Annotated in this window: 10 protein-coding genes and 4 pseudogenes; 5 read left to right on the top strand and 9 right to left on the bottom strand. The window is 51.8% G+C overall.

Translation table 11 applies throughout. The features are described from left to right. Positions 1–2: 2 nt before the first annotated feature. Positions 3–830, bottom strand: a complete 828-nt coding sequence (locus CS369_RS00175) for an isochorismatase family protein (RefSeq protein ID WP_244664670.1) — start codon at positions 828–830, stop codon at positions 3–5. A 37-nt stretch (positions 831–867) separates the two neighbouring features. Further along, positions 868–1,500 carry an NADPH-dependent F420 reductase gene (locus CS369_RS00180; RefSeq protein WP_196905535.1) on the bottom strand — a complete coding sequence of 211 codons (633 nt, stop codon included), beginning with the start codon at positions 1,498–1,500 and terminating at the stop codon, positions 868–870. A 160-nt stretch (positions 1,501–1,660) separates the two neighbouring features. Here CS369_RS00180 and CS369_RS00185 point away from each other — a divergent pair, with 160 nt between their 5' ends. The 4 genes and pseudogenes from CS369_RS00185 to yegS all read left to right on the top strand — a co-directional run bounded on the left by CS369_RS00185 (position 1,661) and on the right by yegS (position 6,440). Beyond that, entirely contained in the window at positions 1,661–2,587 is a 927-nt protein-coding gene (locus CS369_RS00185; protein WP_196905536.1) for a LysR family transcriptional regulator, read from the top strand. Positions 2,588–2,740: 153 nt separating this feature from the next. Further along, positions 2,741–3,682 (top strand): annotated as a pseudogene (locus tag CS369_RS00190) (glutathione S-transferase family protein). 150 nt (positions 3,683–3,832) lie between these two features. Beyond that, a complete protein-coding gene (gene yegQ / locus CS369_RS00195; RefSeq protein WP_196905537.1) occupies positions 3,833–5,197 on the top strand; it encodes a tRNA 5-hydroxyuridine modification protein YegQ in 1,365 nt (454 codons plus the stop codon). A 384-nt stretch (positions 5,198–5,581) separates the two neighbouring features. After that, positions 5,582–6,440 (top strand): annotated as a pseudogene (yegS, locus tag CS369_RS00200) (lipid kinase YegS). Between the two features lie 8 nt (positions 6,441–6,448). Here yegS and psiE read toward each other — a convergent pair. The 5 genes and pseudogenes from psiE to CS369_RS00225 all read right to left on the bottom strand — a co-directional run bounded on the left by psiE (position 6,449) and on the right by CS369_RS00225 (position 14,203). Next, positions 6,449–6,856: a phosphate-starvation-inducible protein PsiE gene (gene psiE, locus CS369_RS00205; RefSeq protein WP_196905620.1), complete on the bottom strand. Its 408-nt coding sequence runs from the start codon at positions 6,854–6,856 to the stop codon at positions 6,449–6,451. A 288-nt stretch (positions 6,857–7,144) separates the two neighbouring features. Then, positions 7,145–10,141, bottom strand: coding sequence for an efflux RND transporter permease subunit (locus CS369_RS00210; RefSeq protein ID WP_196905538.1), 2,997 nt, complete (start codon positions 10,139–10,141; stop codon positions 7,145–7,147). After that, positions 10,141–11,226: an efflux RND transporter periplasmic adaptor subunit gene (locus CS369_RS00215; protein ID WP_196905539.1), complete on the bottom strand. Its 1,086-nt coding sequence runs from the start codon at positions 11,224–11,226 to the stop codon at positions 10,141–10,143. The genes CS369_RS00210 and CS369_RS00215 overlap by 1 nt, the downstream gene beginning before the upstream one ends. Positions 11,227–11,401: 175 nt before the next feature. Next, a pseudogene (locus CS369_RS00220) lies at positions 11,402–12,676 on the bottom strand (arginine deiminase). A 15-nt stretch (positions 12,677–12,691) separates the two neighbouring features. Further along, positions 12,692–14,203 (bottom strand): amino acid permease, encoded by a 1,512-nt coding sequence (locus CS369_RS00225; protein ID WP_196905540.1) that lies wholly within the window; start codon positions 14,201–14,203, stop codon positions 12,692–12,694. Between the two features lie 951 nt (positions 14,204–15,154). Here CS369_RS00225 and CS369_RS00230 point away from each other — a divergent pair. Next, entirely contained in the window at positions 15,155–15,592 is a 438-nt protein-coding gene (locus tag CS369_RS00230; protein WP_196905541.1) for a hypothetical protein, read from the top strand. A 64-nt stretch (positions 15,593–15,656) separates the two neighbouring features. On the opposite strand, the gene thiD is transcribed toward CS369_RS00230, so the two are convergent. Together thiD and thiM are read right to left on the bottom strand one after the other, a co-directional pair. Then, positions 15,657–16,481 carry a bifunctional hydroxymethylpyrimidine kinase/phosphomethylpyrimidine kinase gene (gene thiD / locus CS369_RS00235; RefSeq protein ID WP_196905542.1) on the bottom strand — a complete coding sequence of 275 codons (825 nt, stop codon included), beginning with the start codon at positions 16,479–16,481 and terminating at the stop codon, positions 15,657–15,659. Further along, positions 16,469–17,273: pseudogene (thiM, locus tag CS369_RS00240) on the bottom strand (hydroxyethylthiazole kinase). Before thiM ends, thiD begins: the two are co-directional and overlap by 13 nt. Positions 17,274–17,289 lie beyond the last annotated feature (16 nt).

The following is a 17,289-nucleotide window of genomic DNA, read 5'->3' on the forward strand; positions in this document are numbered from 1 at the left end:
GCTTACTTCACCACACCAAACGGATCCGGCACCGTGTGTTTGTTGGCGTTGTTCCAGTAGTTCTGCAAGATCCAACCGTATTCCGGCAGCCCGTCGATAAAGGGCTTCAACATGGTGTCGGCGGAGGGTTTCTTCCAGTCGGCTTGAAGCTCTGCCCCTAACGCGTAGACCGTTTCCAACTGCGCGCCAGCTGCCGTCATGCGTTGCATCGCAGCATCCGCTTCATATTTACTCCAGGCACCAGAGGCATCCACCACGGGATAAACCTGATAGCCGTCATTCAACATGGCGAGCGTCGGGAAGGCAACGCAGGTACCCAGCGTTACCCCGGAAATGATGATATGAGTACGACCAGTCTTTTTCACCAGATCTTCCAACGCTTTACGGAATGAAGGATCTTCATAGGAATTGATGATCCCGGTGCGGCGGTAAATGGGTTCATCTTTAAAGATCTCTTTCAGTTCCGGCAGGGTGTCGCCGTTTTGCCATTGCGCATTGGACGAGGTGATCAACACCGGAATCTTTAACGCTTTCGCCATTTCGGCCAACGCGACCACGTTGGCTTTATAGCCGGATGCCTGATTGAAATCACGGGTACTGGCCATCAAACCTACCTGCTGATCGATAAACAACATAATGGTATTTTCGGGCGTCGGCTTGTCGTAGGCCACGCGCCCGGCTTTACGCGCGTCAGCAGCACTGACTTTGTTCGGCAGAATCTGATCGGCTATCGGGCTGATGATGTCGGCCGGACGATCCTGAGCAAACGACGGAGCGCAAACCCCAGCCATCAACAGCGATGCGATCGCGACGCTAAGTACTTTTTTCATTCCATTCTCCTGTTTCGTCAATGTAGTAATTTGTTATTTATGCGCTGCTCAGCCAGGCCGGAACGATATCGGTGCCTAGCCCAGCGCCGTAGCCAAAATAGATATTCAAACCGGCCAACGGTTCGAGGTAACGGGCATTGCGCAGCGTGCCGGCATCGACCGGTTTGAAGCCCGTACTGGCAATCAAGGTCTGAACAGTCGCTTTAGCCTCAACGTCATCCCCGGCATAGAACACGGGTGCAACCTGTCCTGCGGCAAAGGCTGGGCCTTCTGCTATCACCTGTGCAAACGTGGTGTTAAACGCTTTAACGATGCGTACCGCCGGGAAGGCGTTGGCGATCTCTTCCGCGGCTGACGTGCTGTGACCAAGCGTCAGGCTCATGTAATCAGCAGACAGCGGGTTGGTAATATCAATCATCACTTTGCCGCTGATATCCCCCAGCGAAGAGAGTGCGCTAACCGCATCACCGTAGGCGGTCGCCAGCACAATCACCTGCGCATCTTGCGCGGCAACGGCGGCAGGCACTGCTTGTGCACCGCGAAACTGCGCGGCTAATGCCTGTGCTTTGTTAAGGTCACGCCCAGTCACGCGTACCTGATGCCCTGCCAGCGTAAAACTTTTAACAAAACTGGACCCCATATTGCCGGTACCTACAACGGTGAGAATCATGATGAAACTCCTGGTTAATTAGTTGATATGTATATAGTTAATGAATGAAACACAGGTTTCGCTTCATGGTTTTGGAGTTTACAAGTCTTATAATCAGAGATATATATGGTGATTAGAGATGAATTATCTCTAATATAGAAACAATCATGCGGAGTGTTGAATGGACAAGTTTCAGGCCATGAATACATTTGTTGCGGTCGTTGAGGCAGGCAGTTTTGTCGGTGCCATGGATACAGTGGCGTTATCTAAGCCGGTGGTGTCACGCCACGTTGCCGAGTTGGAGGAGTACCTCGGTGTGCGTCTGTTGCAACGCACAACGCGCCTATTATCTTTGACAGATGAGGATCAGAACTACTATCTGCGCTGTAAAGAGTTGCTGGCATCGGTAAAAGAGGCCGACTCGGAAATTACTGCGTGCTCGGCGGAGGTTCATGGGCGATTACGTGTGGGAGCGCCGCAAACCTTCGGCGTGAAATACCTCGCGCCACTGTGGGGTAAATTTGTGGAAGAGAACCCGCAGGTGAAACTTGATATCGTTCTGTCCGACCGCGTGGTGGATCTGGTGGAAGAAGGTTACGACGTGGTGATTCGCATCGCGCAATTGCCTAACTCTATGTTGGTTTGTCGCCCGCTCGCCAAAACACGCATGGTGCTGTGTGCTTCACCGGCCTATCTGGAGCAACGCGGTACATCGCAACACCCGCTGGCACTGCGCGACGTTATCTCTTACAGCTACTGGGCACCGGGTAATGAATGGCACATCTCTCCCAACGATGGCGGTGAGGCTATCGCCGTGAAAACCCAACCGCATATTCATGCTAACAACGGAGATACCTGCCGTTATGACGCGCTGGCACATCAGGGCATTATTCTGCAACCGGATTTTCTTGTGGGCGAAGATTTACGCGCAGGCACGCTGGTCGAAGTGTTACCCGATTACACCTCGCTGGCACTGAATATTTACTCCGTCTACCCGACGCGTAAACTGCTGCCGCTCAAGGTAAGACGCTTTATCGATTTTCTGGCCGAACAGCTTAGCACTACCCCCTGGTATGGTTGTACGGGCACGCAGGGAAACCAGCGTTAAGGCCTGCTCGTCAAAAAAACTGTTCGACTTGATGAAAAATCTGCCCTGTTAAGCTTTCTCCCGGCTGTTAACATGGATAACGTCACAACAATAACTATGATTATTTTTTAGGTTTGTCTAACCGACAACGGTCAAGACGGGGAACGCTATATCATGTCAGGTTTAGTAAATGGCCAATGGGTCAATGGCGATGTCGCCGCAGAAGAGATCAAAAACGGGGTCTTTCAGCGTCAGGAAACGCTGTTTCGCCAAACAACGCTGATCCCAGAAGCAGGCCGCTATCAACTTTTTGTTTCTTATCTCTGCCCGTGGGCATCACGCACTTTGATGTTCCGCAAGCTCAAGGGACTAGAAAATATTATTTCCCTGTCCATTGCGCAACCGGTGATTGCGGATAACGGCTGGGAGTTTACCACTCCGCAAGATGCCGGCGAACACGTTGCTCCCGTACGCTATCTGCATCAGTTGTATACCGCCAGCGATGCTCATTACACCGGTAAAGTTTCAGTACCGGTGCTGTGGGACCGTATTGAAGGGCGTATCGTCAATAACGAATCGGCTGATATCATTCGTCTGTTCAACAGCCAGTTTGACACCTTGACCGGTAATCATGAGGATTATTATCCCCTCGCACTGCGCTCCACCATTGATGAATGGAATGAAGTGATTTACCACATCAACAACAACGGCGTGTACAAAACCGGCTTTGCCAAAACCCAATAGCACTACGAAAGCGCGGTGACAACGCTGTTCGAAACGCTGGATCGCGTTGAAACGCATCTGGCGACCCATCGCTATATTGCTGGTGATACCATTACCGAGGCTTACTGGCGGCTGTTTGTGACCCTGGTACGCTTTGATGTGGCCTATCACGGTGCGTTCAAATGCAATATCCGCCGCATTGAAGATTACCCTCATCTGTCGAATTACTTGCGTGAGCTTTACCAGTGGCCGGTCATCAAAGAGACGGTCAATATTGACCACATCAAAGCGGGTTATTACGGCATCCGTTGGCTGAATCCGACCGGCATTGTACCGCTCGGCCCGCAGGTTGATTTACAACGTGCGCACAACCGCACCAGACTCGACAAGTAATCCTCGTTGCCCACGCCAGCGAGCGCGTGGGCAATAGCCACACTTTTTCTGCGTCGTTAGCTGATTTTTACCGACATTAGCGCTAGAATCCCCCTCCTTTACTGTTCCCTCGGGGAACCTCCTGACTTGTGATCAGACCAGAGAGACACCATGTTTAAACCGGAACTGCTTTCTCCGGCCGATACGCTGAAAAATATGCGCTACGCCTTCGCATATGGCGCCGATGCGATTTATGCCGGTCAACCCCGTTACAGCCTGCGGGTGCGTAATAACGAATTCAACCACCAGACGCTGACGCTCGCCATCAATGAAGCCCACGAACTGGGGAAAAAATTCTACGTGGTGGTGAATATCGCCCCGCATAACGCCAAGCTAAAAACCTTCCTGCGCGATCTTCAACCCGTGATTGATATGGGGCCGGATGCGTTGATCATGTCCGATCCCGGCCTGATCATGCTGGTAAGAGAAAACTTTCCACACATGCAAATTCACCTTTCGGTGCAAGCCAATGCGGTGAACTGGGCAACGGTGAAATTCTGGCAGCAGATGGGACTGAGCCGCGTGATCCTGTCTCGCGAACTGTCACTGGAAGAGATTGCCGAAATCCACCAACAGGTACCGGACATGGAGCTGGAAATTTTCGTGCACGGCGCGTTGTGCATGGCCTACTCTGGCCGCTGCCTGCTTTCCGGTTATATCAATAAGCGTGACCCCAATCAGGGTACCTGTACCAACGCCTGCCGTTGGGAATACAAAGTGCAGGAAGGGAAAGAAGACGATACCGGCAATATCGTTCACCTGCATGAACCGATTCCGGTGCAGAATGTAGAACCCACGCAGGGTATTGGTGAGCCGACCGACAAAGTGTTTATGTTGGAAGAGAACCTGCGCCCCGGTGAGTACATGAGTGCGTTCGAAGATGAGCACGGCACCTACATCATGAACTCGCGCGATCTGCGCGCCATTCAGCACGTTGAACGTTTAACCCAGATGCATGTGCACTCGCTCAAGATCGAAGGCCGCACCAAATCCTTCTATTACTGTGCACGCACGGCACAGGTTTACCGTCAGGCAATCGACGATGCCGCCGCAGGCAAACCCTTCGATCCGACACTGCTGCAAACGCTGGAAGGTCTGGCGCACCGTGGCTATACCGAAGGTTTCCTGCGTCGCCACGTTCATGAAGATTACCAGAACTACGAATACGGCTATTCGGTATCGGACCGTCAGCAGTTTGTCGGTGAATTTACCCGCGAGCAGCGTAACGGATTGGCTGAAGTGGCAGTGAAAAACAAGTTCTCCCTCGGTGACAGAGTGGAGATGATGACGCCGAACGGCAACATTCAATTCACTCTCGATGCGCTGCAAAACGCCAAAGGTGAATCTATCGACGTCGCACCGGGGAACGGGCATATCGTGTACCTGCCAGTGCCGGATGACGTGGCGCTGGAGTTTGCGTTACTGCTGCGTAACCTGCCGAGTGGCGTGACCACCCGTAACCCCAATGCGGAGTAAGGCAACGCAATCCCCTTGTGTGTCGTCCTCGGCGAAAGCCGGGGACCTCTCGCAGAAGAAATGCGTTTAGCCTGTGGGGGATTCCCGCCAGCGCGGGAATGACCGTGGGGCACAATCTGCGACTTTTCGCAAATTTTAGAAACAGATCACATCAATACCCTTACTATCTGGTTAGTATTGCGTCGCTGAGAAAATCTAGAACGAAAAATAAGCGTAGTGATACTACTAGGAACCACCTCCTTGGCCAGCTCAATCTCCCTTGGGCTGGCTTTTTCTTTGCCTTTTTTCCTGCTTTATCCCTTGTTCCGATACCGCTTTCGGCCATTTTTGGCTACGCTGTATATACCTGTCATTGCCTCTTTTCAGCGCAAAAAGGAGCACGCCATGAGCCAACATCATCCCGTATCCGTGCTGATTCTTAACGGAAAAAACACCGATAACGACGTATTGCGCAGCGCAGTGCAAGAGTACAGAAAAGCCGGATTTACGCTGCATGTGCGCGTGACCTGGGAACACGGTGATGCCAAACGCTACGTCGAGGAAGCCGTGCAACTTACGGTGGATAATGTGATTGCCGCCGGTGGGGATGGCACTATCAATGAGGTCGCCAGCGCACTGGTACAATGTGCCCTAGCCCAGCGTCCAACGCTTGGGATCATCCCACTCAGCACAGCGAATGATTTTGCCACCAGTTGCCAGATCCCGCTTGATGTCGAACATGCATTAGCGTTGGCGTTAAAAGGGCACGCGACGCCGATCGATGTCGCCTGCGTCAACGACAGCCACTATTTTATCAATATGGCGACAGGTGGTTTTGCCACTCGCATCACCACAGAAACGCCCTCGAAGATGAAATCCGCACAGGGAGGCGCATCTTACGTGCTGCACGCTTTGCTGCGTATGGATATGCTGACCGCAGAGCGCTGCGAGATTTGTGGCCCCGATTTTCAGTGGTCAGGCGATACAACCGCTGTGCCCGGAAGCACTGATCAACGATGGGCAATTGCAACTGCGCATACTCTCAGCCAAGGAGTTGTTGCCTAACATGCTTCAGGCGCTGTTCACTGGCAGCGAGAACCCGAATGTGATCGCCGCGACCTTGCCCTGGCTGGAGATCGTTGCGCCCGATAACATCACCTTTAACCTGGACAGCGAGCCGTTAAGCACCAACCGATTCCGCATCGACATCGTGCCCGCAGCCTTAACCTGCCGATTGCCGCCACAGTGTCCACTGCTGGCCTGACTGACAGATTACTTCCGTTTAAGCCGCTTGCTATTCGCCAGATAGAGCGTCACTACCAGCACCAGAATAGCGGCGGCATACGCCAAGGTATCCAACGGATCTTTGTGGTCTACGATGATCAGGCGAATAATCGCGGTAATGCCGATATAGACAAAATAGCGCAGCGGGAAATGGTAGCCCGATTGAAAATACTTCACGATGAGCGCGATAAACTCAAAATAGAGAAAGTAGATAACAATCCCTTCAATGAGCTGAAAAGAAGAATCTTTTTCACTGCTGCTCAGCAGTACTTGCGCCAGATGAAAGGTCTCCTTCATCAGGAAAATCACCAGAATGGTCGCCAGCAGCAATAACCCAATATTGAGTATCGTCTGAAGCATTTTTGCCACTTTGAGCCCGCGCGCAGAACCCGGCATATGCAGTCCTTCATCCATAGGTATTTACCTTACATCATCATCAACGCACCATGCAGCACAGTGGCATGGCTCCTGCAAGGGTACGGCATGCAGATGTCGTTATTATGTCGCTGAGGCTTATGCCATCAGTCGTTGTCATGCCATAACGGTTTTTTACCACACTACGCCATGTTTTTACTCATAACGTTTTGGCATTATTTCATTACGCCACTGATACCTCGGGGAAGAAATGACATAGCCAGGCAGCACGCTACCTGTCTATGAAAATAGGCGGAATTATCAGCTTCCTCAGGAGGCCACTGATGCTGTTTTCTCGTCCCGATTCATACAACTGTAAATCACTGGCAATACCAATAGTTTCAACACAGTAGCAAAACCCAGACCAAACATGATAACCACCGCCATGCTTTGGAAGAAGGCATCGCTCAGTAACGGAGCCAACCCCAGCACCGTAGTAAACGCGGTGAGCAGAATAGGACGCAAACGGGAGGTCGATTCATCAATGGTGGCGTCACGCAGGTTTTTTTGCTCGCGTTGCAGGCCAATCTCTTCAACTAACACAATACCGTTACGAATCAACATCCCGCTCAGGCTGAGCAAGCCAATCAACGCCATAAATCCGAACGGAATCCCCGTAAGCAGGAACCCGACGGTGACACCGATTAATGCCAACGGCACGGTAAGCCAAATGGCGATGGCATGTTTCACCGAGCTGAACATCAATACGGTGATGATAAACATCACGATAAAGACAATGGGTAAGCTGGTGAGCAGCCTCTCCTGAGCCTCTTTCGTGCTTTGATAATCCCCGCCCCACTCGAGACGATAGCCATGCGGCAACGCAATTTCATCAATAGCAGACTTAATGCGCCCCAACAACTCGGCAGACGTTTCGCCACTCTGCGACGAAGGATCGGCCTGTACCGTCAGCGTACGCATGCGATCGCGACGCATGATCAACGGATCTTCCCATTCAGTGGTAAAGCGGTTAACCACGTTATCGATCGGAATGAATGCCTGTCGCGCCTGACTCCAGATCATTACGTCATTGAGCCTGTCAGCATTTAACCGCTCCGCATCCGGGGTGCGCAACACGATAAGCATCAACCTTGTTCCGTCACGGTATAACCCCACATTGATACCGCCGAAACTCATCCGCAACGCACTGTCGATCTCACGTTTGTCGACACCCAACTCACGCCCAAGATAATCCGAAAACTGCGGGCGAATCACTTTACTGCTCTCCTGCCAGTCATGCATCACCCCGTCCGAATCCGGGTTAGCACTCGCTATCTGCTCCGCCGTAGCCGCCAACGAACGCAGTATCGTGGGATCGTTACCAATAAATCGTGCTTCGATCGAACTGTTATTGGACGGGCCAAACATAATGCGCTTCGCCTGACCTTTCACCGCCGGGTAGTTATCACGCACATAGGCTTCGACATCCCTAATCAACGGCGGGATCTGATTCAGCGCGTCCGTACGCACCAGTATCTGCGCATAGTTGGCGTATTGCCGCTGGGCGTTGTAGGTCAGCATAAACCGTAACGCCCCCTGTCCTACCGTCACCATGGTATTGTCGACACTAGGTTGCTCGTTGATGTGCTTTTCTATTTCCGCAGCAATCTTCTCGGTATAGGCAATATCGGTGCTGTATGGCAGCCAGAGATCTACAAAGAAGATAGGCGTATTCGACGGTGGGAAAAAGCTTTGCCGCACACTGCCAAAACCCACCACCGCCGCAACGAGCAAGCCTGCCAGCAGCGTTAACGTCAGGGCACGCTGGTTGAGCAATTTACCCAACAGGGAACGATAGACGCGGAATAGCCAGCCATCATAGGGATTTTTCACCGGCTCATTCGGGTTCTGCGGCGCCATTTTCTGCTTTTCGAACGCCCACTTGGTGAAAGCGGGTGTGAGTGTCAGCGCAGTAAACCAACTCAGCATCAGCGAGATAAGCAGTAACTGAAACAGTGAGTTACAATACTCACCGGTGGAATCGTTAGACAAACCAATAGGCGCAAACGCCAGCACAGCAATAATGGTCGCGCCTAACAGCGGAAACATGGTCTGCTTCACCACACGGTTGATCGCATCCATCGCCGTGGCTCCGCACTGCCGATCAACCAACACACCTTCAACGATCACGATGGCATTATCGACCAGCATACTGAACGCAATCACTAACGCCCCAAGCGAAACGCGCTGCAATTCAATATTCAGCAATTTCATAATCAGCAGCGTACCAATGACAATCGCCAGCGCCATCAGGAAGTTCATGATGAAACCGTTTACCGCCCCCTCAACTTCATGGGACTGATCGTAAAACACATTCAACGCCATGCCTGCTGGTCGTTCGGCTTCCAACTGCGCCAACCGTGCTTTGATGGCATTGCCCACCACAATCACGTTTACGCTGGGGGCAAAGGAAACACCAACGGAGAGCGCCGCCTGTGTATTGGCGCGGTAAATATTGTTCGGTGAGTGCGTCACGCCCTGGCTGATGGTGGCAATATCACGCAGATAGACGCTACGCGGACTGCCCGGCTCGCTGATCAACAGATTGCCCAGTTCTTGTACGTTGTCGAACTCACCGGTGGGATGCAAGCGGATAGATTCGCTACCGACCAAGAGTTCACCGGCATTGGACACGACATTTTGCCGACTGAGCAAATCATACAAACGCTGCGGCACAATATTGGCAGCGGTCATCTGAGCTCGAGAGATCTCTATTTGCACCTCTTCCGGCAACACCCCGACAATCGCCACTTTCCCTACTCCCGGCACTACCACCAGTTCGCGGTGCAATACCTCAGCAAAGTTACGCAACTCCTGATTGGAATAGCCATAGAGGGAAAAGAAGTAGCCATACACATCGCCAAAATCATCGTTGACGAAAGGCGGGCTGGCACCGGGTGGCAGTTGGCGTGCCGCATCACCAATACGGCGTCGCAGTACGTCCCAGATCTGTGGTAAATCATCCGGCCCGTACTGGGCTTTGATATTGATGGTGATTTGCGAGAGCCCAACGCTGGAAATTGAGGAGATACTATCGATGTAGGGCAACTGTTGAATCGCATTCTCCCGCGGTAAGGTTACCTCTTCCTCGACCTGCTGCACAGACGCGCCGTCATAACGGGTAACCACCACCGCCGTTTTAATGGTAAACGCTGGATCTTCCAATCGGCCAATGTTCAGAAAGGCAATGACGCCCCCAATGCCCAATAATAAAATCAACAGCCAGATGCGAGTGCCGTTATTGATAAAGCTCTCTGTCAGTTTCATTAGAGACCTCGCTCACGAACCCATGCTCGCACTTCCTGGTCTGGCGTGAGCTCACGGGTGCCGGCTGCCACGATCCGCTCACCTTGAGACAACCCGGAAACGACCTGAATACCATTCGCCGTCAGTTGCCCCAGTTCAACCTGGCGTGAGGTGACAAACAGCTTGCCATCCCGTTCATTAACCACCCACACATGCGGCTTGTGCTCGGCGCTGGTATCCGGATTGAAAACCGCCTCAACCGGAACAACCACTGCCATTGCAGCCACACTGCCGGGGAGATTACCCAGGTTGATCTTCACCCTGCCGCTCATGCCGGACAACAGCGGGATATCTTGCGGACGTGGCATGGCCAGCACCATACGATAGGTCAGCGCCCATGACACCGTTTGTGCGGTATGCTCTTTGTAACTGGCGACAAACTCTCGTCCTGGCAGGTTGTTCAATTCAACCACGGGTTGATATTTCACGTTATTGGCATCGATAAGAATAAAAAGGCTTTCGGGAATGCTGAATTCCACGTCCAGCAGTTCCAGCGCGTTCAACGTGGCAATAGATTGTCCTGCTGAGACAATTTGATAATTACGGGCGTTGACCATGGCGATAACACCGGGAAACGGAGCCCGAATGACCGTATCATCCAGCTCTTCTTTCGCCAGTTTCAGCGCGGCCTGTGCCGAGTCACGCGCGGCTCGCTGCACGTCCAGTTCGGCACGCGCCACAATGTGACGCTCGCTCAACGCCGCATAACGGCTAAATTGGGTTTGAGACAGGTTAAAAGTGGCCTGGCGATCCTGTAGACGCAGTCGAGCATCATTGCTATTAAGCTCAGCGATCACCTGCCCTTGTGTGACGGATTCCCCTTCACGCACCAGCAACAGTTCTAATTGACCGGGACGTTTGAACGCCAACTCAGTTCTATCGCCCACAATAATTCTGGCGGGAAAGATACGCACACCTTGCTGCGCGCTGTTGCTCACTTCCAGAATACTCACTGGCCGTACCGTAACGCTTTGTTCGGCGGCCTCCCTGTCACAGGCAGAAATAAAAAACGCGATAAACGTAACAACGATAAATTTTATTTTCACGATGCAATCTCTTCAGATCAGATTCACGCGCCGCTACGTCATCGCCATAACCATTACAGCGGTAAACGCCATCGCAGAAAGGTGAATCAGGCCTGGCACCTGGTTAGCATAACTATCTCGTGCACTGACAGTGCGTGTTCATCAGGCGCTCGGTAGGAGCGCCTGATGGGGGACATTAATAATCCACAGGTTCACGAATGATCGGGCATGTCATACAGTGACCGCCGCCGCTTCCACGCCCCAGTTCGCTACCGACGATCTCGATAACCGCCACCCCTTCCTTGCGCAATTGGGTGTTGGTCTTGGTATTACGATCGTAAGCCAGTACCACACCGGGTGAGAGCGCTACCATGTTGTTACCGATATCCCACTGCTGGCGTTCGGTGTCGTAATCGTTACCGGCCGTTTCCATCACGCGCAGTTTCTTGAGATTCAATGCACCCGCGATCGCTTCCGCAAAGGTGCCCTTGTCGCGATACAGTTTCATCCCGGTTGGACCATCATCAGGGCGCAACGAGAAGGTGCGAATCTGGTTCACAATGGCAGGGTACAGAGTCACCACATCGCGATCGCAGAAGGTAAACACCGTGTCCAGGTGCATCGCAGCGCGCAATCTCGGCATCGCGGCAATCATCACGCGCTCAACGCCCGAGGCTTTATTGGCAAACAGGGAGGCCGCCAGTTGCGTGATGGCCTGATGCGACGTGCGTTCACTCATACCAATCAACACAGTTTTATTGCCAATCGGCATCACATCGCCGCCTTCCAGCGTGGCGGTACCGTGGTGTTTGGTGGAATCGCCGTACCAGATATTGATGTTTGCGTTGGCAAAATCCGGGTGGAATTTGTAGATAGCGGTCGTCAGGATGGTTTCTTCATGACGAGCAGGCCAGTAGAGTGGGTTTAACGTTACCCCACCGTAAATCCAGCAGGTGGTGTCGCGGGTATATAGCGTGTTGGGCAGCGGTGGCAGCAAATATTCAGTAATACCCGCAGCGTCGCGGATCAGATTGAGTTCTTCGTGATCGGCATAGCCTTCTTTCGCCAGTTCGGTGGTCGACAAACCACCAATCAACACTTCTGCCAGCGCGCGCGATGACAATCAGTCCAGGAAGCTGCGGGTTTCGTTCAAAATCCCCAGAGAGACTTCATCCGGCACAATCTGCTGATCCAGAATCCACTTTCTCGCTTCCGGCAGTGCCACCGTTTCCGCCAGCAGGTTATGCATTTCCACTACATCAATACCGTGCTCGCGCATTTTGGTCATAAAATCAAAATGGTCGCGCTTGGCAAGTTCAACCCACAACACGTCATCAAATAACAATTCGTCGCAGTTGCTCGGCGTAAGCCGATTGTGTGTTTTGCCTGGTGCACACATCATAACATTATGTAATTTAACAACTTCCGAATGCACGCCATATTTCTTCTCAGACTTCTTTTTTGTCGACATAATAAGCAGCCTCACTTAGATAGTAATAATGCCTGTCGCAATTCTGTAGATTGCAACAATGGCGGCGACCATAACGATAGCGAAAATCCCAAGTTCAGTTTTATTGAACAGCGCAACCCGCTGTTCGCGTTTGGCCATGATGTACAACACGGAGCCCGGTCCATAAATCACAGCCGAGAGCAGCAGGTATTTCATCCCCCCGGCGTACAGCATCAACAGGGCATACAGTGTGGCAAGGAGCGCAAACGTGAGATCTTTGCGGTGATCGCGCTTGTCGGTTTCGTACGTTTCCCCCGTCCAGGCTAGTTTCAATCTGTAAGCGGCAACCAATAAATAGGGAATGAGGATTAATGAGCTGGTCAACTCGATCGCCAATTGAAAGGCATACTGGCTGAACAGCATCAGGATTAAAAACACCTGAATGGTGATATTGGTGAGCCAAACAGCGGCAGAGGGCACGTCATGTTTGTTCTCGGTCATGAAGACTTTCGGCATGCTTTGGTGCTTAGCAGCGGAGAACAGCACTTCGGCAGCCAGCAATGACCAGGAGAGGTAGGCTCCCAATACTGAAACGATCAAACCAACGCTTATGAAGACTCGCCCCCATGGACCTACTACGGCTTCCAGCACGCCCGCCATGGAAGGTTGACGCAAGCCAGCCAAGTCAGGACGCAGCAACACGCCGTAAGAAAGCAGTGTCACCAGCACTAACAATCCTAATACGCCGATGAACCCCATCACGGTGGCGATGCCCACATGACGACGCTCTTTGGCATAACGGGAATACACGCTAGCCCCTTCAATCCCCAGGAACACAAACACAGTCACCAGCATGGCGCTACGAATCTGGCTGAACAGCGATTCAGGCTCCTGCGTCGGCATAATCGCTGCCGCCGCATGACCGGCATAACCATAATCGTTGAGGTGCTCAAGATCGGGCATCATGGGTGCCGCCGCCGGCGAACCCCAGAAATTTTGCATGAAGATGTCGCTTTGGAAGGCAAAAATCAGTACCCCGACAAACGCAATGATCGGGACGATTTTGGCCACCGTAGCAATGGTATTGATAGTGGCAGCGTTTTTGACGCCGTTGAGCACCAGGAAATGGAACCCCCACAGGATGATTGACGACACCACCAGTGCAGAGATCGTGTTGCCGTCACCAAAGACTGGGAAAAAGGCCCCCATCGTGGATTTGATCAGAACGAAATAGGAGACGTTACCGATACAGGTTCCTGCCCAGAATCCTAATGCAGAAGCAAATCCGAGATAATCACCAAATCCCGCCTTCGCATAGATGAAGACCCCTGAATCAAGGTCGGGTTTACGTTGCGCCAGAGATTGAAAAACAAAAGCCAGCATTAACATGCCGCCACCCGCAATACACCATGCGATAATGGCACCAAATCCCCCGGTTGCGCGTCCAAATGTCGCTGGTAATGAAAATATTCCAGCGCCAATCATGGATCCCACGACCAACGCCGTGAGAGACCATAAGGACAGCTTATTTACTGATGAGCTCGCCATGGTATTCCTTCCTGACACAAGGCCATTGATGTGATGGACTATTGAAGAGTATTAATTTTCTGATCCACTTTTTTTCTGTAAGGATACAAACAACAAGATTTCGTTAAGGGAAATATCTGATTTGAGAGTAGTGAGTGGCACTCACTCCTATTTATTATGGCTATCACTTCAATGATATTATAAAAAGTCGCAATATCCAGACGACACCCATCAATCGTAAAGAATTAGGATATTGATTACGCCGCACAGCTAAAAACATTAAAAATCATGAAGTAAAATAGGGGAAGATCGGAGAGAAATGCAGTGGCAACGCGCTGCACGCAGACACCTCACTAGGCGTAGAACTGTTTTAACACTACGCTTATCTTCATGAAAAAAAGGGATATAACCATAAGACTTACGGCTAAAGGTGAATGAGCCATGATCAGAGATGTCAGCCAACACGCCTTAAAAAGTTTGAGTTGTTTTGCTGCCGTCACATTTTACTCAACCAGTCAACTTTGCGTTAATGAATGTTTTATTAATGCTAACGCCATGAGTGTTCTATATCTCCTTTCAATAATTGCTAAACCATTGTTTTTAATCATTATTATCTATTTCGACAATATCGACAACTTGACCAAAAAAGAGGTCAGGATAAAAATTAAAAACGTGGTATTCATCATCGTATTTTGGAATATTATCCTGTCATTGATTACATTCCAATATATTCAGCAGGGATACATACTGCAAAATGGAATAATGTTAACCATTGGCATAATTTACATCATATACCCCCTTATCATTAAGGCAATACATAATGTAAAAATGACATTGGCATTTTTTACGAGCTTGCTCGCCGTTATTTTTCTATTCGATATATTCAGCCCGCTAGATATGCGCGATGACCCACTCTTTATACACAGCTATTCATTTATCTGGGTATGGGGAGGGTACTATATTGTAGGAAGAATGCTGGGAACCGACGCGGGCAGACTGTTTACCCACCAGCCCGGCATCATCTTGCTGGCTCGCATGATGGTGGTGCCCGTAGGCATCTCGATGTTCTTTTACGAACGCTTTCTGTCAACCCACACTCAGAATATTGTCACCCCCTGGCTGATTCTTGAACATCTGCATCTGCTGACCATGTGTTTGGCATTATTCATTGTGTTTGAAAATATCACCATAAAAAACAAAATGATAACTTACATCGTCGAGTTTATTGGCCCGGCAATGATCGGTGTCTATATTGTGCATTACAGCGTGTTTTATTTCATTAGCACGCTATATGACTTTAACTACGTCAACCTGAAATTTGTTCTGCTGGTATTAGTGTTGATTGCGTCAGTGCTGTTATGCCGTTTGCTATTGCTCAACAGGTTTACCGCCAGGATCATCTCTTTCTGATCCCACCGACATCAAGCCTCAATGTCGGCGGCTTATCGCCGCCGACCGCTTCATCCATAGCGGGCTACCACCATTGATGAAAATGATGCACGGGGCCAATCCCCTGACCCACCGCCAATGAATCTGCCGCCAGTAATGCATGCTGGAGGTAATGCTTCGCCGCTTGCACCGTATTTTCCCAATCGTGGTGGCGGGGGCGTAGCGCCGCCAGCGCCGCAGACAGCGTACATCCTGTACCATGAGTGTGGCGGGTGTTTACCCGTGGTGCGCAAAAACGTTGCGGTGCATGCCCACGTTGAAACAGCCAATCCGGACTCTCCGTGTCACTCAAGTGCCCCCCCTTGATCAACACCGCCTGGCACCCCATCTCCAGCAACCCTTGCCCTTGAGCTTTCATCTCCCTTTCTGTCTTCGCCGCATTGCACGCCAACAGCGCGGCCGCCTCCGGCAGATTAGGGGTTATCAGTGACACACGCGGCAGCAGCATCTCTCGGATCGCGGCGACCGCTTCAGGAGCCAGTAGCGGATCGCCGCTTTTCGCCAACATCACCGTATCCAGCACAATATAAGGGACAGCATAGCGTTGCAGGCGTTCAGCAACGGCTTCAACAATATCACTTTGCGCCAGCATGCCGATCTTCGCGCTATCGATACGCACATCGCTCAATACAGAATCCAGTTGAGCCGCCACAAAGTCAGGTTCGATACGATAAACCGACTGCACTCCCTGAGTATTTTGCGCCACCAGCGCAGTGATCACGCTGGTGCCATAGGCGCTCAGGGCAGAAAACGTTTTTAGATCGGCCTGGATCCCGGCTCCACCGCTGGGATCGGTGCCTGCTATCGTTAACGCATTTATTCGGGGTGCGTTCTCTTTTATAAGGCACATGTCTGAGCCTCCTGACGCAATAGCGCAAGCGCATCCAAAAATGCAGGTGTAAAACTGCCTGGCCCGTTGGACTGCGCGGCGGCACGCTCCCCTGCTTGCGACATTACTGCACAGGCTGTCGCAACTTGAGACAACGTGTCTTCACCGCGGGCGCAGAATGCCGCAACGACGGCGGAGAGTGCACACCCGGTACCCACCACACGCGTCATAACCGGATGGCCGCCGTTTACCGCCCAAACGCGCACACCGTCCGTGACGTAGTCCACCTCTCCCGTCACCGCTACCACGGTTGACCAGCGCGCCGCCAGTTCGCGAGCTGCCGGGATGGCAGTAAAGGAAGCATCATGGCTGTCAACGCCTCGGCCCTGTGAAGCGACGCCAGACAGCGCGATAATTTCCGAGGCATTACCGCGAATCGCCGCCGGTTTGCAAGGCAGCAATTCGCGCACAAAACCGGTGCGAAAGCACAACCCGCCAACTGCGACGGGGTCCAGCACCCAGGGTTTTCCCGCTTGATTAGCGCTATGTACAGCTGCCAACATCGCATCGGCGCGCGTTGACTCTAAAGTGCCCACGTTAATCAGAAGCGCATCGGCCAACGCAGCAAACTGTGCCGCCTCGCCCGGATCCACCACCATCGCCGGGGATGCCCCGAGCGCCAGCAACACATTGGTGGTAAAAGACTGGACCACATCGTTGGTCAAGCAATGGACTAACGGCGAAGCCGTTGAGAAATCGTGCCAAAACTGCCGCCGCGTGGGCAGCAGAAAAATCGGTGGGCAGGTCGTTCATTATCACTCCCAACCGG

Origin of the sequence: Candidatus Symbiopectobacterium sp. 'North America', assembly GCF_015762685.1 — a bacterium.
Taxonomy (GTDB): Bacteria; Pseudomonadota; Gammaproteobacteria; order Enterobacterales; family Enterobacteriaceae; genus Symbiopectobacterium.

Bases quoted from the DNA above. Each gene is read 5' to 3' on its own strand.
- CS369_RS00175 (WP_244664670.1), bottom strand. From the start codon at position 830: ATGAAAAAAGTACTTAGCGTCGCGATCGCATCGCTGTTGATGGCTGGG.
- CS369_RS00185 (WP_196905536.1), top strand. From the start codon at position 1,661: ATGGACAAGTTTCAGGCCATGAATACATTTGTTGCGGTCGTTGAGGCA.
- psiE (WP_196905620.1), bottom strand. From the start codon at position 6,856: ATGCCGGGTTCTGCGCGCGGGCTCAAAGTGGCAAAAATGCTTCAGACG.
- CS369_RS00225 (WP_196905540.1), bottom strand. From the start codon at position 14,203: ATGGCGAGCTCATCAGTAAATAAGCTGTCCTTATGGTCTCTCACGGCG.
- yegQ (WP_196905537.1), top strand. From the start codon at position 3,833: ATGTTTAAACCGGAACTGCTTTCTCCGGCCGATACGCTGAAAAATATG.
- thiD (WP_196905542.1), bottom strand. From the start codon at position 16,481: ATGTGCCTTATAAAAGAGAACGCACCCCGAATAAATGCGTTAACGATA.
- CS369_RS00230 (WP_196905541.1), top strand. From the start codon at position 15,155: ATGCTGGGAACCGACGCGGGCAGACTGTTTACCCACCAGCCCGGCATC.
- CS369_RS00210 (WP_196905538.1), bottom strand. From the start codon at position 10,141: ATGAAACTGACAGAGAGCTTTATCAATAACGGCACTCGCATCTGGCTG.
- CS369_RS00180 (WP_196905535.1), bottom strand. From the start codon at position 1,500: ATGATTCTCACCGTTGTAGGTACCGGCAATATGGGGTCCAGTTTTGTT.